Source organism: Vogesella facilis (assembly GCF_042648525.1).
Taxonomy (GTDB): Bacteria; Pseudomonadota; Gammaproteobacteria; order Burkholderiales; family Chromobacteriaceae; genus Vogesella; species Vogesella facilis.
In genome coordinates this window covers 108,668-126,166 of sequence record NZ_JBHRXN010000010.1, presented here as the reverse complement: position 1 = coordinate 126,166, position 17,499 = coordinate 108,668, and the positions used below count along the sequence as shown (strand labels likewise).

The 17,499-nt window shown below is 65.7% G+C and carries 21 protein-coding genes; 8 read left to right on the top strand and 13 right to left on the bottom strand.

Annotated features, from left to right (window positions below; translation table 11 throughout):
- Window positions 1–24 precede the first annotated feature (24 nt).
- The 3 genes from ACFOLG_RS04740 to ACFOLG_RS04730 are packed head-to-tail and all read right to left on the bottom strand — an operon-like array spanning window position 25 to window position 2,159.
- Window positions 25–609, bottom strand: coding sequence for a YggT family protein (locus ACFOLG_RS04740; RefSeq protein ID WP_386088961.1), 585 nt, complete (start codon window positions 607–609; stop codon window positions 25–27).
- A gap of 3 nt (window positions 610–612) precedes the next feature.
- The gene (gene proC / locus ACFOLG_RS04735; RefSeq protein WP_386089322.1) at window positions 613–1,416 is read right to left on the bottom strand and encodes a pyrroline-5-carboxylate reductase; all 804 of its coding nucleotides are present in this window, start codon (window positions 1,414–1,416) and stop codon (window positions 613–615) included.
- A 50-nt stretch (window positions 1,417–1,466) separates the two neighbouring features.
- Window positions 1,467–2,159, bottom strand: coding sequence for a YggS family pyridoxal phosphate-dependent enzyme (locus tag ACFOLG_RS04730; protein ID WP_386088958.1), 693 nt, complete (start codon window positions 2,157–2,159; stop codon window positions 1,467–1,469).
- A 387-nt stretch (window positions 2,160–2,546) separates the two neighbouring features.
- Between ACFOLG_RS04730 and ACFOLG_RS04725 the strand changes: the two genes are divergently transcribed.
- From ACFOLG_RS04725 to ACFOLG_RS04715, 3 genes are all read left to right on the top strand, one after another.
- Entirely contained in the window at window positions 2,547–3,254 is a 708-nt protein-coding gene (locus tag ACFOLG_RS04725; RefSeq protein ID WP_386088957.1) for a hypothetical protein, read from the top strand.
- Window positions 3,255–3,532: 278 nt separating this feature from the next.
- Window positions 3,533–4,570 (top strand): type IV pilus twitching motility protein PilT, encoded by a 1,038-nt coding sequence (locus ACFOLG_RS04720; protein WP_386088955.1) that lies wholly within the window; start codon window positions 3,533–3,535, stop codon window positions 4,568–4,570.
- A 12-nt stretch (window positions 4,571–4,582) separates the two neighbouring features.
- A complete protein-coding gene (locus ACFOLG_RS04715; RefSeq protein ID WP_386088953.1) occupies window positions 4,583–5,722 on the top strand; it encodes a PilT/PilU family type 4a pilus ATPase in 1,140 nt (379 codons plus the stop codon).
- Between the two features lie 295 nt (window positions 5,723–6,017).
- On the opposite strand, the gene ACFOLG_RS04710 is transcribed toward ACFOLG_RS04715, so the two are convergent.
- The 8 genes from ACFOLG_RS04710 to cyaY form a co-directional block, all read right to left on the bottom strand.
- Window positions 6,018–6,752, bottom strand: a complete 735-nt coding sequence (locus tag ACFOLG_RS04710; protein WP_386089320.1) for an amino acid ABC transporter ATP-binding protein — start codon at window positions 6,750–6,752, stop codon at window positions 6,018–6,020.
- Between the two features lie 2 nt (window positions 6,753–6,754).
- Window positions 6,755–7,420, bottom strand: a complete 666-nt coding sequence (locus ACFOLG_RS04705) for an ABC transporter permease subunit (RefSeq protein ID WP_386088951.1) — start codon at window positions 7,418–7,420, stop codon at window positions 6,755–6,757.
- Complete coding sequence (locus ACFOLG_RS04700) at window positions 7,420–8,163, bottom strand: amino acid ABC transporter permease (RefSeq protein WP_386088949.1); 744 nt, start codon at window positions 8,161–8,163, stop codon at window positions 7,420–7,422. The genes ACFOLG_RS04705 and ACFOLG_RS04700 overlap by 1 nt, the downstream gene beginning before the upstream one ends.
- A 121-nt stretch (window positions 8,164–8,284) precedes the next feature.
- Window positions 8,285–9,181, bottom strand: coding sequence for a glutamate/aspartate ABC transporter substrate-binding protein (locus ACFOLG_RS04695; protein WP_386088946.1), 897 nt, complete (start codon window positions 9,179–9,181; stop codon window positions 8,285–8,287).
- A gap of 82 nt (window positions 9,182–9,263) precedes the next feature.
- A complete protein-coding gene (locus tag ACFOLG_RS04690; RefSeq protein WP_386088944.1) occupies window positions 9,264–9,998 on the bottom strand; it encodes an amino acid ABC transporter ATP-binding protein in 735 nt (244 codons plus the stop codon).
- 120 nt (window positions 9,999–10,118) lie between these two features.
- Window positions 10,119–10,892 carry a 16S rRNA (adenine(1518)-N(6)/adenine(1519)-N(6))-dimethyltransferase RsmA gene (gene rsmA / locus ACFOLG_RS04685; protein WP_386088942.1) on the bottom strand — a complete coding sequence of 258 codons (774 nt, stop codon included), beginning with the start codon at window positions 10,890–10,892 and terminating at the stop codon, window positions 10,119–10,121.
- Window positions 10,893–11,094: 202 nt separating this feature from the next.
- Window positions 11,095–11,511: a YqaA family protein gene (locus ACFOLG_RS04680; protein ID WP_386088941.1), complete on the bottom strand. Its 417-nt coding sequence runs from the start codon at window positions 11,509–11,511 to the stop codon at window positions 11,095–11,097.
- 5 nt (window positions 11,512–11,516) lie between these two features.
- A complete protein-coding gene (gene cyaY, locus ACFOLG_RS04675; protein ID WP_386088939.1) occupies window positions 11,517–11,834 on the bottom strand; it encodes an iron donor protein CyaY in 318 nt (105 codons plus the stop codon).
- Between the two features lie 97 nt (window positions 11,835–11,931).
- Here cyaY and lptM point away from each other — a divergent pair, with 97 nt between their 5' ends.
- Window positions 11,932–12,048, top strand: coding sequence for an LPS translocon maturation chaperone LptM (gene lptM, locus ACFOLG_RS04670; RefSeq protein WP_386088937.1), 117 nt, complete (start codon window positions 11,932–11,934; stop codon window positions 12,046–12,048).
- 175 nt (window positions 12,049–12,223) lie between these two features.
- Here lptM and ACFOLG_RS04665 read toward each other — a convergent pair whose 3' ends face one another.
- Window positions 12,224–13,939 carry a diguanylate cyclase gene (locus ACFOLG_RS04665; protein WP_386088935.1) on the bottom strand — a complete coding sequence of 572 codons (1,716 nt, stop codon included), beginning with the start codon at window positions 13,937–13,939 and terminating at the stop codon, window positions 12,224–12,226.
- A gap of 375 nt (window positions 13,940–14,314) precedes the next feature.
- Between ACFOLG_RS04665 and ACFOLG_RS04660 the strand changes: the two genes are divergently transcribed.
- The 4 genes from ACFOLG_RS04660 to ACFOLG_RS04645 all read left to right on the top strand — a co-directional run bounded on the left by ACFOLG_RS04660 (window position 14,315) and on the right by ACFOLG_RS04645 (window position 16,366).
- On the top strand, window positions 14,315–14,683 hold the full coding sequence (locus ACFOLG_RS04660) for a VOC family protein (RefSeq protein ID WP_386088933.1): 369 nt from the start codon (window positions 14,315–14,317) through the stop codon (window positions 14,681–14,683).
- Window positions 14,680–15,126 (top strand): EVE domain-containing protein, encoded by a 447-nt coding sequence (locus ACFOLG_RS04655; RefSeq protein WP_386088932.1) that lies wholly within the window; start codon window positions 14,680–14,682, stop codon window positions 15,124–15,126. Before ACFOLG_RS04660 ends, ACFOLG_RS04655 begins: the two co-directional genes overlap by 4 nt.
- A gap of 4 nt (window positions 15,127–15,130) precedes the next feature.
- Window positions 15,131–15,844 carry a helix-turn-helix transcriptional regulator gene (locus ACFOLG_RS04650; RefSeq protein ID WP_386088931.1) on the top strand — a complete coding sequence of 238 codons (714 nt, stop codon included), beginning with the start codon at window positions 15,131–15,133 and terminating at the stop codon, window positions 15,842–15,844.
- Between the two features lie 114 nt (window positions 15,845–15,958).
- A complete protein-coding gene (locus ACFOLG_RS04645) occupies window positions 15,959–16,366 on the top strand; it encodes a VOC family protein (RefSeq protein ID WP_386088929.1) in 408 nt (135 codons plus the stop codon).
- Between the two features lie 101 nt (window positions 16,367–16,467).
- Here the strand turns inward: ACFOLG_RS04645 and ACFOLG_RS04640 are convergent, their stop codons facing one another.
- Window positions 16,468–17,307, bottom strand: a complete 840-nt coding sequence (locus ACFOLG_RS04640; protein WP_386088927.1) for a GNAT family N-acetyltransferase — start codon at window positions 17,305–17,307, stop codon at window positions 16,468–16,470.
- Window positions 17,308–17,499: the final 192 nt, after the last annotated feature.

The following is a 17,499-nucleotide window of genomic DNA, read 5'->3' as shown; positions in this document are numbered from 1 at the left end:
CCGGCACGGCGGCTGCCTGGTCCATTACACCGCCAGTTGCAGCTGGGTCAGGAACAACCCTTCCAGCATGCGCAAGGGCAGCATCTGCAGCACCTGGATGATCAGCAGCAGCAGCAGCGGCGACAGATCCACCCCGCCCACGTTGGCCGCACGGAACGGCTTGAGGTAGGGGCGGGTGAGCGCCTCCAGCACCGGCGACAGCGCATTGTACGGACTCACCCAGCTGAGGATCGCCTGCACGATCACTGCGCCGGCCAGCAGGTTCAGCGACTGGCGGAACAACTCCAGCAACGCCAGCAGCAGCAGGCCGAACCAGGTCTGCGGGCTGGCAAAGTCGTAAGGCATGGCGTTGAGTGCCAGCACCGCCGCCACCACCACCAGCTGCACCAGCAAGGCCAGCAGCAACGAGGCACTGTCGTAGCCATGCCAGGCCGGCACGCGGCGGCGCAGCGGCAGCACGGCAAAGTTGGTCACCGCCATGACGAACTGGGTGAACGGGTGCTTGTGCGGCGCGCGCGCCAGCTGCAGGTAGAAGCGCAGCAGCAGCACCAGCACGAACAGCCCGCCCACGGTGGTCAGCAGAAAGCGCAGGGTTTCCAGAATCAGCATGGATCAGTCCTTGGACAGTTCGATGCCCATTTCCACCGAGCGGGCGCGGCAATCCATGGCGCCGGCGATGATGGCCTGCTTCACGCCTTCCGCCTCGAAGCGGAAGATGGCGCGCTCGGTGGTGCCGCCCTTGGACATCACGTTCTGGCGCAGGGTGGCCACCGGCAGCGGGCTCTGCCGCGCCAGCTCCACCGCGCCGTCGAAGGTGGCCAGCACCAGGCGGCGCGCCTCATCTTCGGCAAAGCCGGCCTGTACCGCGCCCTCGATCATGCTTTCGATGAAATAGAACACGTAGGCCGGGCCGCTGCCGGATACGCTGGTGATGTCGTCGATGCCGCTTTCCGCCGCCAGCCAGGTGGTGGTACCCACCGCCTGCATGATGCTGGTCGCCGCCGCGCGTTCGGCGTCGCCAACGTTGGCCGCAGCGTACAGGCCGGACACGCCCTTGCCCACCATGGCCGGGGTATTGGGCATCACGCGCACGATGCGCTCGCTGCCCAGCCAGCGCGCCAGCGCTTCGCACCGGATGCCGGCGGCGATCGACACCACCAGCGCATTGCCCAGCACCGGCGCCAGCGCCAGGCACACCTCGCGCAGCGCCTGCGGCTTCACCGCCAGCACCACCACGCCGTCGGCGGCAAACTGTGCCGGCAACGTGGCCAGCGCCTCCACGCCGAACTGCTGCTGCAGCTGGGCGCGCTTTTCCTCGTGCAACTCCACCACGCGGATGTGGTGCTCGCCGCCGGCGACCAGCCCGCCGATGATGGCGGTGGCCATATTGCCGCCACCAATGAAGGTAATCTGCATCATTTCGCCTTTGTAGATTGTATACGGTTGTAAGAGCAACTCATGATAGTTCACTGCGGATAGTGGCGGGCGCCAAAAATGGCGGTGCCCACCCGCACCATGCTGCTGCCGGCGGCCACCGCCTGCGCCATATCGGCCGACATGCCCATCGACAGCGTATCCAGCAGCAGCCCCTCGGCCGCCATCTGCTGCTGCAACTGGCGCAGCACGGCGAAGCGGGCGGCCAACAGCGCCGCATCCGGCGTCGGCTCTGGGATGCACATCAGTCCGCGCAGGCGCAGCCCGGGCAGCGCCGCCACCGCGCGCAGCAGCGCCGGCGCGTCCTGCGGTGCGCAGCCGCTCTTGCTGTCCTCGCCGGACACATTCACCTGGACGCAGACATTCAGCGCCGGCAGCCCTGCCGGCCGCTGCGCCGACAGCCGCTCGGCGATCTTCAGCCGGTCGACGGAATGCACCCAGTGCGCCAGCTCGGCCACGATGCGGCTCTTGTTGGACTGCAACGGTCCGATGAAATGCCATTCGATGGCCAGGTCGGCCAGCTCCTGGCACTTGTGCTGCAGCTCCTGCACGTAGTTCTCGCCGAATGCCCGCTGCCCGGCGGCGTATACCTCACGGATGGCCGCGGCCGGGAAGGTCTTGCTGACCGCCAGCAACTGGACCTCCTGCGCCGGCCGGCCGGCGGCCTGCGCCGCGGCGTCCAGTTTGCTGCGTACCTGCTGCCATGCCTGTGCGAGTTGCGTCATGTGACTATGTGGATTCTTTCGATGCGGCCAACATACAGCTGCGTTTGCTACGCCATGGCAACCATGCGTATCGAGCGCGGCGACCAAACAAGGCTGCCATGTTCGCGGTTTACACTTTGCCAGGAGGACGGCGCCAAGCCTGCCCGCCACCGGTCGCTGCCTTGGCACCCTGAGGAATTATATGGATGTGCTGCAGCAAGAGCCATAAGCCAATATCCAGCGCCGCCGCCGCGCGAGCAAAGCCCAGCAGCCAGATCGCCGCACACGGGGTTTTGCCGTCACCACGGCAACCCGGGCCATCGATCAACCCGTGGCCATTCGGCGCGGGTGTCATGCCGACTAGGCTATAAAGCAATAGCTGATAGAGACTTGCGGCAGGAGGATCAGATGCAGGGCCATGATGAGGAGGCACGGTCAACCCGCTTGTATAAAATCGAAAAAAAAAGTGCCCAGTACCAGGAAACATACCGCCATCTGGAAAACGAGCTCGGTATTGCCGCCGCTATTGCCGCCCTGGAAGGCGACAATTACAACGGGATAGCAATTGAAGTGGCCGCGCTGCGCGAATTATTTGCCGGGAAGCGCAAAGCGGAAGATTTGCGGGCCAAACAGCATAAAAGCTACGACTACATCACGACGCGTATTGGCAAGGTCAGAAAAGCGCTGCGACAGCAGTACTTTTCGATTTCAGATGTCGAGCAGCGCAAAAAATTGATCATGGCCCGACGGATGCCTAGGCGCCTGGTTTGCGAGGCGCTGCAGAACGAGCTGAATGTTGCCCGCCACACCTTGCAGACGGTGAAGCACACCGCCCATGCCAAGCCCTGGCTGATCGGCGCGACGGCAAGCGTGGTGGCGGTGTTGCTCGGAGGCAGCCTAGCCGGACTGTACGGCGCGCTGGCGGGCGTGGTCGGGGGCTTTTTCCTGGGCAAGTGGCTGGTCGACAACAGCCATAAAAGAATCATGCGCCAGACAACTGCCGTGCAATGGGACGTGGACAGCCTTTCCAACCTGCTGCTGGCCTGCCGCCGTGCGCCGGAGTGGTTTTCCGAGTCGGAAGAACACAGCGGTGAGCGCGACCTGTATGAAGTGTGATGCGGCGCACCCTCGAATGCGGTTCGGCAGCTAGTTGCCCCGGCAGGCGGCAAGCACGCCACACCACGGCCGTCGCCTTTCCGCACTGCTCGCCCCTGTGCCACTCTCCAGCTAATCATGACCTGGCCGTATCGCTACCGGCATGGAGCCGCAGGAAAGCGCCGTGTATGATTTAGTCACACACGGCGCCAATCCGGCATCCAAATGCCGTATTACCGCGCGTCGTATTTTGTGGCTCACCAGCAGACACGCCACGCCGAGCATCGGGGGAAAACAAGATGGAAATTTCGGACCTGCTGGCCTTCACGGTCAAGAACAAGGCCTCGGACCTGCACCTGTCCGCCGGGCTGCCGCCGATGATCCGCGTGCACGGCGACATCCGCCGCATCAACCTGCCGCCGATGGATCACCATGACGTGCACGACATGGTGTACGACATCATGAACGACTATCAGCGCAAGATCTTCGAAGACAGCTTCGAGTGCGACTTCTCGTTCGAGGTGCCCAATCTGGCGCGCTTCCGTGTCAACACCTTCATGCAGAACCGCGGCATGGGCGCGGTGTTCCGCGTGATTCCGTCCAAGGTGCTGTCGCTGGAAGACCTCAACGCGCCGAAGATTTTCCGCGAAATTTCCGAATACCCGCGCGGCATCGTGCTGGTCACCGGGCCGACCGGCTCCGGCAAATCCACCACCCTGGCGGCGATGATCGACTACATCAACAACAACGAGTACGCGCACATCCTCACCGCCGAGGATCCGATCGAATTCGTGCATGAGAGCAAGAAATCGCTGATCAACCAGCGCGAACTGGGCACCCAGACCCGCAGCTTTGCCAATGCGCTGAAAAGCGCGCTGCGCGAGGACCCGGACGTGATCCTGGTGGGCGAGATGCGCGATCTGGACACCATTCGCCTGGCGCTGACCGCAGCCGAGACCGGCCACCTGGTGTTCGGCACCCTGCACACCAGCAGCGCCGCCAAGACCGTGGACCGTATCGTCGACGTGTTCCCGGCCGGCGAGAAGGAAATGGTGCGCGCCATGCTGTCGGAAAGCCTGCGCGCGGTGGTATCGCAGGCGCTGCTGAAGACCAAGGACGGCAGCGGCCGGGTGGCGGCGCACGAGATCATGGTCGGCACCCCGGCGATCCGCAACCTGATCCGCGAGAACAAGCTGGCGCAGATCAACTCGATGATCCAGACCGGCCAGCAATACGGCATGCAGACGCTGGACCAGTGCCTGCAGGACCTGGTGCGCCGCAATATCGTGTCCGAGGAAGAAGCGCGCAGCAAAGCCACCAACAAGGACTACTTCTAAGCGGAGCCGGTGATGGAAAAGGAACAGGCATCAAAATTCATCAACGATCTGCTGGCCCACGCGGTCAGCAAGAACGCTTCGGATATCTTCATCGCCGCCGAGTTTCCGCCGGCGATGAAGATCGACGGCAAGATCACCCCGGTATCGCCGCAGATCCTGTCCGGGCAGCACACCAAGGAGCTGGTGCGTTCGGTGATGAACGACCGCCAGACCGAGGAATTCGAGGCCAACAAGGAGGCCAACTTCGCCATCAGCCCGCCGGGGGTTGGCCGCTTCCGCGTCAGCGCCTACGTGCAGCAGGGCAAGGCCGGCATGGTGCTGCGCAAGATCAACACCGAGATCCCCACCTTCGACCAGCTGCAGCTGCCGGAAGTGCTGCGCGACATCGCCATGATCAAGCGCGGGCTGGTGATTTTCGTCGGCGGTACCGGCTCCGGTAAATCCACCTCGCTGGCGGCGCTGGTGGACTGGCGCAACAGCCATGCCGCCGACCACATCATCACCATCGAAGACCCGGTGGAATACGTGCACGCGCACAAGAAAAGCATCGTCACCCAGCGCGAGATCGGCGTGGACACCGACAGCTGGGAGATCGCGCTGAAGAACACCCTGCGCCAGGCGCCGGACGTGATCCTGATGGGCGAGATCCGCGACCGCGAAACCATGATGTACGGCCTGCAGTTCGCCGAGACCGGCCACCTGTGCCTGGCCACGCTGCACGCCAACAACGCCAACCAGGCGCTGGACCGCATCCTGAACTTCTTCCCGGAAGAGCGGCACCAGCAGGTGCTGATGGACCTGTCGCTGAACATGAAGTCCATCATCTCGCAGCGCCTGGTGCCGTTGAAGGGCGGCAAGGGCCGCACCGCGGCGATCGAGGTGCTGATCAACAGCCCGCTGATCTCCGACCTGATCTTCAAGGGCGAGGTGTCCAGCATCAAGGAGGTGATGGGGCGCTCGCGCGAATCCGGCATGCAGACCTTCGACCAGGCGCTGTTCGACCTGTTCGAGGTCGGCAAGATCAGCTACGAGGACGCGCTGCGCAATGCCGACTCGGTGAACGACCTGCGGCTGCAGATCAAGCTGCACAGCGAAACCGCCAAGCACCAGGGCGTGGAGCAGGGCGGGCTGGATCACCTGGACATCGTCTAGCCCGCATCGCGGACCCATCGACAAGGCCGCTCGCACGCGAGCGGCCTTGTCGCATGCGGCCAACCTTGGCCGGCTCAGCGCTTCGCCGCGATTGGCCGTGACCGGCGCCCGCCGGCATCGGCGGCCGCTGCTGCCGTTTGCCAGCTGGCGCCACGCCAGTGGCGCACACTGCCCGCCACACCTGCCTCAATGCCGCCGGCCGGGCGACACCACAAGGTTGGCCGCACCCCCAGCGCCCGCGCCCGTGCATAAAAAAACGCCGCACACGGCGGCGTTCAGAAAGCGGCGTACCGCCTCAATGCTGCAGGATCTTGGACAGGAACTGCTTGGCGCGCTCGGAACGGGCGTCCGGGTTGCCGAAGAATTCCTCCTTGGCGCAGTCCTCCACGATGTGACCGCGGTCCATGAAGATCACGCGGTTGGCCACCTTGCGGGCGAAGCCCATCTCGTGGGTCACGCACATCATGGTCATGCCTTCGTGCGCCAGCTCCACCATCACGTCCAGCACCTCGTTCACCATTTCCGGGTCCAGCGCCGAGGTCGGCTCGTCGAACAGCATGGCGATCGGGTCCATCGCCAGCGCGCGGGCGATGGCCACGCGCTGCTGCTGGCCGCCGGACAGCTGACCGGGGAACTTGTTCGCATGCGCCTTCAGGCCGACGCGGTCCAGGTAGTGCATGCCCTTCTGCATCGCCTCGTCCTGGCTACGGCCCAGCACGCGCTGCTGCGCGATGGTCAGATTCTCGGTGATCGACAGGTGCGGAAACAGCTCGAAGTTCTGGAACACCATGCCGATGCGGGCGCGCAGCTTGGGCAGATCGGTCTTGGCATCGCCCACCGAGGTGCCGTCGACGATGATGTCGCCCTTCTGGAACGGCTCCAGCGCGTTGACGGTCTTGATCAGCGTGGACTTGCCGGAGCCGGACGGGCCGCACACCACCACCACTTCGCCCTTGCTCACCTCGGTCGAGCAGTCGGTAAGCACCTGGAACTCGCCATACCATTTGCTGACGTTCTTGATGGAAATCATGCTCATACCGCAAACCTCTTTTGCAGGCGCTTCACCAGAGTGGAGGCGCCGAAACTGATCACAAAGTACACCGCACCGGCAAAAATCAGGAACTCATGCGGCAGACCGACGATATCGCCCTTGGAGCGAGCCATGTTGAGGAAGTCCATCAGGCCCACCGCGTACACCAGCGAGGTGTCTTGGAACAGGATGATGGACTGCTGTAGCAGCAGCGGCATCATCTTGCGGAACGCCTGCGGCAGGATGATCAGGCGCATGGCCTGACCGTAGCCCATGCCCAGCGCGTAGGCGGCGTTGAGCTGGCCGCTGGAGATGGACTGGATGCCGGCGCGCACGATCTCGCAATAGTAGGCGGCCTCGAACATCATGAACGCCACCAGGCAGGAGGTGAAGGCGCCCACGGCGACAAACTCGCCGGTGATCCAGTTCAGCAGCATCGGCACCGCCAGGTAGAACCAGGTAATCACCAGCAGCAGCGGAATGGAACGGAAGTAATTGACATAGGCCTTGGCCAGGCCGGACAGCAGCGCACTGCTGGACAGGCGCATCAGCGCCAGGATGGTACCCAGCGCCACGCCGCCGCCAACCGCCAGCAGCAGCAGCTTGAGCGTGAGCAGCATGCCGTCCCACAGATTGGGCAGCGCCGGAACGATTTGCGTGAAATCCATTATTTACCTCCTCCCATCATGCCGGGTACGCGCACCTTGCGCTCCACCCAGCCCATCAGCCCCATCAGGCTCATGTTGAGCACGAAGTAGATGACGGTGGCGAGGGTAAACGCCTCAAACATATTGGCGGTGAACTCCGCGGTCTGCTTGGTCTGCGCCAGCAGTTCCATCAGGCCGATCAGCGATGCCACCGACGAGTTCTTGAAGATGTTGAGAAACTCGCTGGTGAGCGGCGGGATGATGATGCGGAACGCCTGCGGCAGCAGCACGTGGCGGTACATCTGCGCCTGGTTGAAGCCCACTGCCAGCGCGGCGGCACTCTGCCCCTTGGGCAGCGCCTGGATGCCGGTGCGCACCTGTTCGCAGACGCGGGAGGCGGTGAACAGCGCCAGGCAGATCACTACCGAAATATAGGCCGAGGTGGTGGGCGGCAGCTCCTGCTTGAACCAGATCTGCGTGCTTTCCGGCAGCAGGTCCGGCACCAGGAAATACCACACGAACAGCTGCACCAGCAGCGGCACGTTGCGGAACAGCTCGACGTAGGCGGTGGCGATGCCGGCTGCCGTCTTGTTCGGCAGGGTGCGCATCACCCCCAGAATGGAACCGATGAGCAGCGCCACCGTCCAGGCCACCAGCGCCACGGCGATGGTCCAGCCCAGGCCGGAGACGAACCAGTCAAGGTAGATCTCGCTGCCGATACCGGTGGACTTGAAGAAAACGTTCCAGTCCCAGTTGTAATTCATTGATGTCTCCAAAGAAAAAGGGGCGCAAGCCGCGCCCCTTCGCAAGCGGGTGGGGGAGCTTCCCCCGGCCCGGTTACGTTGGCCGCAAGCCGAACTTACCCGCTTGCACCGTCATGCCGGCTTACATCTGCTCCGCAGACTTGTCGGTCGGCTTGGCGATCAGCTCTTTCAGTTCGTCGGACATCGGGAAGTTCAGGTTCAGGCCCTTCGGCGGTACCGGGTTGGTGAACCACTTGTTGTAGATCTTGTTGATTTCGCCAGACTTGTAGGTGGCCTTGATGGCATCGTCCACTACCTTCTTGAACGCCGGGTCATCCTTGCGCAGCATGCAACCGTAGATCTCGAACGACTGCGGCTTGCCGGTCACTACCCAGTTGGCCGGGCTCTTGGCCTTGGCCAGTTCGCCGTACAGCAGCGCGTCGTCCATCATGAAGGCCACGGCGCGGCCGGATTCCAGCATCAGGAACGATTCGCCGTGATCCTTGGCGGAGATGATGTTCATGCCCATCTGCTTCTCGGCGTTCATCGCCTTGATCAGACGCTCGGAAGTGGTACCGGCGGTGGTCACCACGTTCTTGCCCTTCAGGTCCGGGAAGTCTTTCACGCCGGAGGTCTTGGCGGTCAGCAGGCGGGTGCCGATTTCGAAGATGCCCACCGAGAACGCCACCTGTTTCTGGCGCTCCAGGTTGTTGGTGGTGGAGCCACATTCCAGGTCCACGGTACCGTTCTGTACCAGCGGAATGCGGGTCTGCGAAGTCACCAGGTTGTAGCGCACTTGCAGGTTAGGCATCTTCAGCTGTTTTTTTACCGCCTCGACCACTTTCAGCTGCAGGTCGTGCGAGTAGCCTACCGGGGTCTGGCCTTCGGCCAGGTAGGAGAACGGAATCGACGCATCGCGATGGCCCAGCACGATGGTGCCGGATTGCTTGATCTTGTCCAGGGTGCCTTCGGCCATGGCCGGGGCGGCAACGGCGGAGGCGATTACGGCAGTAGTCAGCAGTCGTTTAGTAAAACGCATGAGTTTCTCCATTTTTCTCGGGTTTTTGCTGCTTGTCCCGGCTGCCCCGCGGTACGCGGCAGCCCGAATTGAATCTGTTGTTTTAGTTCATCGGCGTCAGCAACTGACGCAGGAATTGCTTGGCACGGTCGTGCTGCGGGTTGGTAAAGAAGCTTTCCGGGTGCGCCTGTTCGATGATCTCGCCGTGGTCGACAAACACCACGCGGTCGGCCACTTCGCGGGCAAAGCCCATTTCGTGGGTCACCACCATCATGGTCATGCCGGATTCGGCCAGATCCTTCATCACCTTCAGCACTTCGCCGATCATTTCCGGGTCCAGCGCCGAGGTCGGCTCGTCGAACAGCATCACGCGCGGTTCCATCGCCAGGCCGCGGGCAATCGCCACGCGCTGCTGCTGGCCGCCGGACAGCTGCGACGGGAAGGCGTCCTTCTTGTGCGCCAGGCCGACTTTCTCCAGCAGGCTGACGGCCTGCTTTTCCGCCGCGGCCTTGTCCATGCCTTTTACCTTGATAGGCGAAAGCGTGATGTTTTCCAGTACCGAAAGGTGGGGATACAGGTTGAAGTGCTGGAAAACGAAGCCGACTTCGGCGCGCAGCGCGTTCAGATTGGTCTTCGGATCGGTCACGTTGACGCCATCGACCCAGATCTCGCCTTCGTTGATGGTTTCCAGCTGGTTCACCGTGCGGATCAGCGTGGACTTGCCGGAGCCGGACGGCCCGCACACCACCACCACCTCGCCCTGGGTCACTTCCAGGTTGATGCCCTTGAGCACATGCAGATCCTTGAACCACTTGTGCACATTGTTGAATCGGATCATGAACTTCCCTTTTCCCACCGTATGTAGAAGATTCCCGTCGCCGCTGGCGCGGTCTTGTGTGACGGAACGTAGCTGGCAGCAACGCTGTCCGCCGGCCAGCCGGCAGCCAGCCTGCGGCTATCAGCCGGCCAGTGCGTTGGCAATGGCCACGTATTGCGCGACGCTGAGGTTCTCGGCGCGCAGCCCGGCATCGATGCCCAGTGCAGCCAACCTTTCCTCGCCGATCATGCCCTTGAGGTTGTTGCGCAGCGTCTTGCGGCGCTGGGCAAATGCCTGCGCCACCACCTGCTCCAACAGCTCCTCGTCGCGGGCAATGCCGCAACGTCCCGGTACGGGAATCATCCGTACCACCGCCGAGTCCACCTTCGGCGGCGGGTAGAACGAACCGGGCGGTACCAGCAAGATCTGTTCCATGTCGAAACGGTACTGCAACATCACCGTCAAACGGCCGTAATCCGGGGTGCCCGGCACCGCCACCATGCGGTCCACCACCTCTTTTTGCAGCATGAAATGCATGTCGGTGACGCGCTCGCCGTAGCAGGCCAGGTGGAACAGCAGCGGGGTGGAAATGTTGTACGGCAGGTTGCCCACCAGCTTGAACTTGCCGGCGGTGACGCTGCCGAAATCGAAGGCCAGCGCATCGCCTTCATGGATGGTCAGCCGCTCGGGCGGATATTCGCGCTTCAGCCGGGAAATGATGTCGCGGTCAATCTCCGCAACATGCAAATGGTCTAAACGCTGCAGCAGCGGCTTTGTCAGCGCCCCCAGGCCGGGGCCGATCTCGATCACCACGTCGTCGCGCCGCGCGCCCACGGCATCGACGATGTCCTCGATCACCTTCTGGTCCTGCAAAAAGTTCTGGCCGAATCGCTTGCGCGGAATGTGTTTGCTCATGAAATGTCCGGAGTGCTAACCATGCCCAGCGCCCGCACCGGGCGGCGCGGGCGATGGGCAAATAAAAACGGGACCGCCGTGTTCACCTTATGTCGTCGTGGCGGTTTTGCCATGACAAAGTCCAACGGCGCCCAGAAAAACCTATGCGTACGGAAAACCGAACAAGCGTGCCCGCCACCATACGCCAGACCGGATGCGCGGTCTAATGCCCCGCCGCCAGCTGCTGCACGCCGGCCACCAGCACGGCATAGCGCGCAAACTTGCCGATGCCGATCCACAGCAGGCACGGCCACCACGGCAGGCGCAGCCAGCCGGCCGCCAGCGGTAGCGCATCGCCCAGCAACGGCACCCAACTCAGCAACAGCGCCGCCGGGCCGAAGCGCGCGAACCAGGCCGCCGCGCGCGGCGGCAGCGGCCTGGGCGGCACCCGCCGCCCCAGCCACACGTTGCTGAGACTGCCGGCGGTGTTGGCGACGGTCGCCACCAGCAGCGCCAGCAGCCACAGGCCGGGCCGGTCCAGCAGCAGCGCGCCCAGCGCCAGCTCGGAGCTGCCGGGCAGCAGCGTGGCCGACAGGAAGGCCGAGGCGGCCAGCCCCGCCAGCAACAGCGCGCTGTCCATGCCGCCTAGACGCTGAAGTGGAAGGCGGCGCCGGCGGCGGCGCTGACCACCTGCGACAGCGTGGCGCCAAACTCGGCACCATCGCGGCTGGCGATCCACTGGCCGTCACGGCAGGCAAAATGGAAACCGCCGCTCTTGGCGGCGATCCACAGCTCCTGATTGGGCACGTGGCGGTTCACCACCACCTTGCCGCCGTCGTCGAACTCGATCTCCAGCACATTGCCGCTGATCACGCAGTCCACATCCAGCCCGGCGTCGTCCAGCGCATTCTCGATGCGGCGGAACATCTCCTCGCTCAGGCGCAGGAATTCGGTTTCGCTCATTGCTTCGTCCTGTCCAAAAGGTTGGCCGCGCAGCTTGGGAGAGTCTGCCACGGCCTGTTAGACTGCCATTTTGCCATAGCTCCCCACTGGAATCCGTATGCGTACTGCGCTGCTGCTCGTCCTGCTGTCTACCACCGTGGCCGCCTGCGGCTACAAAGGCCCGCTGTATCTGCCCAAAGCACCGGCCGGCGCCACCGCCAGCGCCGCGCAATAAGCCACCCGGCCGCGCCTGCGGCCAACCTTGCCGCCCGGCGGCACCTGCAACGGAATGTCGCTGCCGGTCGGCAGCGGTGATCAAACCGGCGCCAGCTGCGGCATGCCCGCTCCGGCGTATCGCTAGCGAATCAAGAGCACGGTGACGCGCGGTGTGGCCGCGCCGGGCCGGCGGCTCAGTCCAGATCGCGGTCGCTGGACAGCTGCAGCCGGTTGCGGCCGTTGCGCTTGGCGCGGTACAGCGCGATGTCGGCGGCGCGCAGCGCCTCGTCCCACGATTGCGGGCTGTCGCACCAGTGCAGGCCGAAGCTGGCGGTGACGTGCAGCAGCGGGTGCACCTCCTGCCAGCTGTATTCCATGATCGCCAGCCGCAGGCGCTCACAGCACACCAGCACGCTTTCCAGCACCGTGTCGGTCAGCAGCAGCACGAACTCCTCGCCACCGTAACGCGTCACCAGATCGCTGCTGCGCGTGCGCAGGGTAATCAGCTGCGCGACTTTCTTCAGCGTCTCGTCGCCGACGGCATGGCCGAAGCGGTCGTTGATGTTCTTGAAGTGATCCAGGTCCAGCACCACCACCGCCAGCCCGCCGCCGTCGCTGCCCAGCCGCGCCAGCCGTGCCGGCCCTTCCAGGTCCAGCAGCCGGCGGTTGCCCACCCCGGTCAGTGCATCGACCAGTGCCGCCTGCTCCAGCTCGTTCATGCGCGCGTCGGCGACGGCCTTTTCCGCCTCCAGCCGGGCGGCACGCAGGCGTTCGCGCTCCGCCTGCAGCCGCTCGCGCTCGGCGGCCAGCTGCGCGCTGGTGATTTCCAGCTCCTTGCGGATCGCCCAGCCCTGGGTGCTGCTGCGCTGGTTGGCCAACTCCTGCTCGATGCGGCGCAGCGCCTCCAGCTCGCCCAGCGCCAGCTGGAACTCGCCGCTGTCCTTGTACAGCCGGTACAGGCCCTCGTGCGCCAGCATCTTCATGTCGAACTCCAGCAGCTCATCCTGCGCCAGCAGCGCGCGCAGCGCAGTGGCCGCAGCCTGATGCTGGCCGGAGTGATGCAGCAAGGTGGCCTCGGCCAGGTCGACATTGCGCTGGATGTGGGTGAAATGGCCTTGCTGCGCCAGGCTGCGCGCCTGCGTCAGCGCCGCGCGGCCGGCAGCGAAATCGCCGAGATTGGTGTGGATTTCCGCCAGGTTGATGTAGGCGGTGGCCAGCGAGTGCAGGTTGCTGCCGCTGACCGCCAGCTGCTCGGCCTGCACGAACTGCGTGCGCGCCAGCAGGAACAGCCGCCGCGCCTCGTCGCCATGACCCAGCACCTCCTGCTGCAGGCCGGCGGCACGGTAGGTCACCCCCAGATTGGTCAGCGCGCTGAAACAGGCGACCTCGTCTGCGGCCAACCTGGCCTGGATTTCCGCCTGCTGCAGCAGGCTCACGCATTGCTCCAGGTCGCCCAGCGCGGAAAAAGTGGCGATGCCGGCGCGGTTCAGCGCCCACGACAGCAGCTCCGGATCGTTGCTGATGCGCGCCGCCCCCAGCGCCTCCAGCGCGTACTTCAGCGCGTCCTGGCCCAGGCCCATCTCGTTGCAGGCCATGGCCACGCTGCACAGCACGTCGGCGCGCGCCGCCGCCTGGCTGACGAAATCCAGCCCCGACGCCGCCTCCAGCCCGTATTGCACCGCCGCGCTCAGCCGCCCCAGCCGCAGCGAATGCAGCGACAGCAGCGCCAACGCCTCGTCGCGCTGGCGGCGAAAGCGCGGCAGGCTGTCGCACAGCGCCAGCGCCTCGGCGGCGGCCTGGCAGCCAAGGTGATGCTCGCCGCTGAGCCGCGCCCGCCGGGCCTGGCGCAGATGCAGGGAAATCGTGCGGCTGGTAGTGGGAGCCGGGGCCGACGGGGAGGGCGCTTTCATGGCGTTAGCCGTGACTCGTGTTGGCATTATGTTTTTTGTTGGCAAACAGCTGTAAGCAAATCGCTAATAAATGGTTACATTTCAATAACGCATTGCTTTATATCGCCTAATTCGGCGGCGGAACAGGGGCTAAACAAGTCATAGCCGGTTTTTTTGTTCCCCGCTGCCCCGGCATACAACACGCGGCGGATTCTTCAAGCGCGCGCATCAAATAGTGAGAACTTCCGCGCGCAGAACTATCAGTTGTCAACCGTGCACTGTTGCGCCGCTGCCACCGGCGCCCGGCGGCTCAGCCACCTGCTGACAGCAGGCTGTCAGTAGCCCCGCTCGATACTGGCGCCATGCAGGAGGTCCTGCCCATTCGAGGAGCGCATCATGTCGCCGTTTGTTCACTGGTTCGAAATCCCCGTTACCGACTTCGCCCACGCCGTCGCCTTCTACCAGCAGGTGTTCCAGCTGGAACTGCGCCAGGAGGAGGCCATGGGCGAGCGCATGGCCATCTTCAGCCGCCCGGACGGCAGCAGCCACGGCTGCCTGATGGCCAGCCCGCACTTGCAGCCGTCGCCGCACGGCTGCCGCCTCTACCTGGACGGCAGTCCCGATGTCGCCACCGTGCTGGCGCGCGTGCGCGCCGCCGGCGGCCGGGTGCTGCTGGAGCAAACGGCGCTGCCGGACGGCAACGGCGACATCGGCCAGTTCGCCGACCCGGACGGCAACCTCATCGGCCTGCATACCGAGCCATGAGCCGGCGCTACTGGATAGGCGTCGCCAGCCGCGACCACGTTGGCCGCAGCGTGGCCGGCGGCTTCGCCCAGCTGTGCCACGGCAAAGCGGCGCCGCTGGCGCGCCTGCAGCCGGGCGACGGCCTGGTGTACTACTCGCCACGCGAGCAGTTCAGCGGCACAACGCCGTGCCAGTGCTTCACCGCCATCGGCGTGGTGCAGCCGGGCGTGCCGTACCAGGTGCAGATGGCGGCGGAGTTCACGCCGTGGCGGCGCGACATCGCCTTCGTCGCCGCCACGCCGGCAGCTATCCGCCCGCTGCTGGCGCAGCTGGCCTGCATCCCCGACCCGCGGCACTGGGGGCAGGTGTTCCGCTTCGGCCTGCTGCCGATCGGCGCCGCCGACTTCCGCTTGATCGCGCAGGCGATGGGCGCGACACTGCCCGCTTCCATGCTGACGGAGTAATGCGATGCGCCGAGCCGATCGCCTGCTGCAGATCCTGTTGCTGCTGCGCGGCCGGCGCCGCACCACCGCCGCGCAGCTGGCGCAATGGCTGGAGGTGTCGCCGCGCACCGTGTACCGCGACATGGCCGACCTGCAGGCCAGCGGCGCGCCGGTCAATGGCGAGGCCGGCGAGGGCTACTGGCTGGAGCGCGGCTTTGCGCCGCCGCCGTTGAGCTTCGCCGCCGACGAACTGGCAGCGCTGGAAGCCGGCGCGCGCATGCTGGCCGGCTGCGCCGACAGCGACACCGCCGCCGCCGCCCATGCCGCGCTGGCCAAGATCCACGCCGTACTGGGCAGCGCCGGGCTGACCCCGTCGCCGCTGTTCGTGCCGCCACTGCGCGCGCCGGCGCCGCAGACCCTGGCGCTGCTGCGCCGCGCCTGCGAGCAGCGGCAATGGCTGCAACTGCGCTACCGCGACGCGGCCGGCCGCGACAGCGAGCGGGAAGTGGCGCCGCTGGGGCTATTCTTCTGGGGTGAGCACTGGACACTGGCCGCCTGGTGCCGGCTGCGCCAGGACTACCGCCACTTTCGCACCGAGCGCATCATCGAACTGCTTGCGGCCAACCATGACTGGCCGGACGGCGTGTCGCTGGACGGCTTCCTGCAACAGGCCGGAGCCGGCGAGGCCGCGCGCCAGCGGCTGCAGCAGCAGACCCGCCAGCCGTGGCACCGGGAATGACAAGCCGCCGCGATCGGCTGCGCGCTGCGCAACGGTACGCGGTGGCTACGCCTTGTCCCGCGCGAGCGGGCGAGCGCGTGCACAAGCGCGGAAACACCACTCGAGGAGCAAGACATGGAAGCACGGCTGAGTTTCATCACCCTGGGCGTCGCCGACCTGGCGCGCGCCACCGCCTTCTACCGCGACGTGCTGACGTTGCCGCAGATCGCGATGCCGGACGGCGCCGGCGTGGCGTTTTTCGAAATGGGCAAGACCTGGCTATCGCTGTTCCCGCGCGCCGAGCTGGCCAAGGATGCCGGCGTGGCGGACAGCCCGCCGGCGGCGTTTCCCGGCTTTTCGCTAGCGCACAATGTGCGCGAGCGGCTGCAGGTGGACGCGCTGCTGGACGAGGTGGCCAGCCGTGGCGGCGACATCGTCAAGCCGGCGGAGGATGCGTTCTGGGGCGGGCGCAGCGGCTACTTCCGCGACCCGGACGGCTTTCTGTGGGAAGTGGCGTGGAACCCGCAATTCCCGCATACCTGAACGCTTGCGGCCAACCTTGCCGCGCGCCACGCAAGTGGTAGCGCCTGCGGCGCGCCATACGCCGCAAGCGTCGCTGACAGCAGCGCGCCGCCGGCCGCGGCTCAGGGCAGCGGGCGCTGCATCAAATACTGGTGCAGCGGCGCCCGGTTACAGCCCAGCGCCAGCAAGGCATCGCCGCCCAGCTCCGGCCGCTGCAGCTGGCTGACGCGCCACGGCAGCGCCGGGTAGGCCGCGCGCAGTGCCAGCAGCAGCTGCCGTGCCGCCTGCTGCGCCGGCTGGCGATCCACCAGGCTGAGAATCTGCACTTCATCCTCCCCCGCCGCGAACACCAGCTGCGCGCTGTCGTGCTGCCAGGCCAGCCACGCTAGCGGCGACACCGCCAGCACCGGCGCGCTCACCTGCAAGGGCAGCAGGGTGCCGGCGGCCTCCGCCGCATCCAGCCAGGCCAGCGCCGCCTGGCGGCCAACGTCCGCCGGCTGCAGCTTGGCCATCGGCAGCGCCACCTCCGCCGCCAGGCTGTAGCCATGCAGCGGCGCCTGCTCGACAAAGCCGCGGCTGCGGTACAGCCGCAGTGCGCGCTCGTTCTGCGCGAATACCTCCAGCTCCAGCGCCGCCAGGCCATGCAGGGTGGCACGGGCGATCAGCTCGTCCAGCAGCGCCGGCGCCGCACCGCTGCCGCGCGCCAGCGGCACGGCCCCCATGGTGGCCAGCCGCCAACGTTGGCCGCGCGGCGCCACCAGCGCGAAGGCCAGGATATCGTCGCCGCGCAGCGCCAGCCGGCTGCGCGACAGCGAGGCCGCCTGGCGGGCGAGGAATCCCGGCCACTGCGCCAGGCTCAGCGCAAACGGGCCGAGCAGGTAGTCGGCGAACGCCGCGCTGAAGGCGGCATGCAGCTGCGCCGGCGGCACGACATTGGCGGGAACGAGGCGAAAGGCGGACATGGCGCGGCGCCAGGACGGGACCGCGTCATTCTAGAAAGCCGCTGCCGGGCGCACAGCCCGCCGGAAGGACAGCTGGCCGCCAGCCGTCGCGGCTTGGCGCCTGCGCGCACGACCAGGCAACACGGCGGCGAACGCGGCGTTTACCTGGCGTAAACGCGCATTCCGCCGCCGCGGGCAATGCGCCCTAGCCGC

Coding starts and splice junctions, on each gene's coding strand:
- ACFOLG_RS04740 (WP_386088961.1), bottom strand. CDS start 609: ATGCTGATTCTGGAAACCCTGCGCTTTCTGCTGACCACCGTGGGCGGG.
- proC (WP_386089322.1), bottom strand. CDS start 1,416: ATGCAGATTACCTTCATTGGTGGCGGCAATATGGCCACCGCCATCATC.
- ACFOLG_RS04730 (WP_386088958.1), bottom strand. CDS start 2,159: ATGACGCAACTCGCACAGGCATGGCAGCAGGTACGCAGCAAACTGGAC.
- ACFOLG_RS04725 (WP_386088957.1), top strand. CDS start 2,547: ATGCAGGGCCATGATGAGGAGGCACGGTCAACCCGCTTGTATAAAATC.
- ACFOLG_RS04720 (WP_386088955.1), top strand. CDS start 3,533: ATGGAAATTTCGGACCTGCTGGCCTTCACGGTCAAGAACAAGGCCTCG.
- ACFOLG_RS04715 (WP_386088953.1), top strand. CDS start 4,583: ATGGAAAAGGAACAGGCATCAAAATTCATCAACGATCTGCTGGCCCAC.
- ACFOLG_RS04710 (WP_386089320.1), bottom strand. CDS start 6,752: ATGATTTCCATCAAGAACGTCAGCAAATGGTATGGCGAGTTCCAGGTG.
- ACFOLG_RS04705 (WP_386088951.1), bottom strand. CDS start 7,420: ATGGATTTCACGCAAATCGTTCCGGCGCTGCCCAATCTGTGGGACGGC.
- ACFOLG_RS04700 (WP_386088949.1), bottom strand. CDS start 8,163: ATGAATTACAACTGGGACTGGAACGTTTTCTTCAAGTCCACCGGTATC.
- ACFOLG_RS04695 (WP_386088946.1), bottom strand. CDS start 9,181: ATGCGTTTTACTAAACGACTGCTGACTACTGCCGTAATCGCCTCCGCC.
- ACFOLG_RS04690 (WP_386088944.1), bottom strand. CDS start 9,998: ATGATCCGATTCAACAATGTGCACAAGTGGTTCAAGGATCTGCATGTG.
- rsmA (WP_386088942.1), bottom strand. CDS start 10,892: ATGAGCAAACACATTCCGCGCAAGCGATTCGGCCAGAACTTTTTGCAG.
- ACFOLG_RS04680 (WP_386088941.1), bottom strand. CDS start 11,511: ATGGACAGCGCGCTGTTGCTGGCGGGGCTGGCCGCCTCGGCCTTCCTG.
- cyaY (WP_386088939.1), bottom strand. CDS start 11,834: ATGAGCGAAACCGAATTCCTGCGCCTGAGCGAGGAGATGTTCCGCCGC.
- lptM (WP_386088937.1), top strand. CDS start 11,932: ATGCGTACTGCGCTGCTGCTCGTCCTGCTGTCTACCACCGTGGCCGCC.
- ACFOLG_RS04665 (WP_386088935.1), bottom strand. CDS start 13,939: ATGAAAGCGCCCTCCCCGTCGGCCCCGGCTCCCACTACCAGCCGCACG.
- ACFOLG_RS04660 (WP_386088933.1), top strand. CDS start 14,315: ATGTCGCCGTTTGTTCACTGGTTCGAAATCCCCGTTACCGACTTCGCC.
- ACFOLG_RS04655 (WP_386088932.1), top strand. CDS start 14,680: ATGAGCCGGCGCTACTGGATAGGCGTCGCCAGCCGCGACCACGTTGGC.
- ACFOLG_RS04650 (WP_386088931.1), top strand. CDS start 15,131: ATGCGCCGAGCCGATCGCCTGCTGCAGATCCTGTTGCTGCTGCGCGGC.
- ACFOLG_RS04645 (WP_386088929.1), top strand. CDS start 15,959: ATGGAAGCACGGCTGAGTTTCATCACCCTGGGCGTCGCCGACCTGGCG.
- ACFOLG_RS04640 (WP_386088927.1), bottom strand. CDS start 17,307: ATGTCCGCCTTTCGCCTCGTTCCCGCCAATGTCGTGCCGCCGGCGCAG.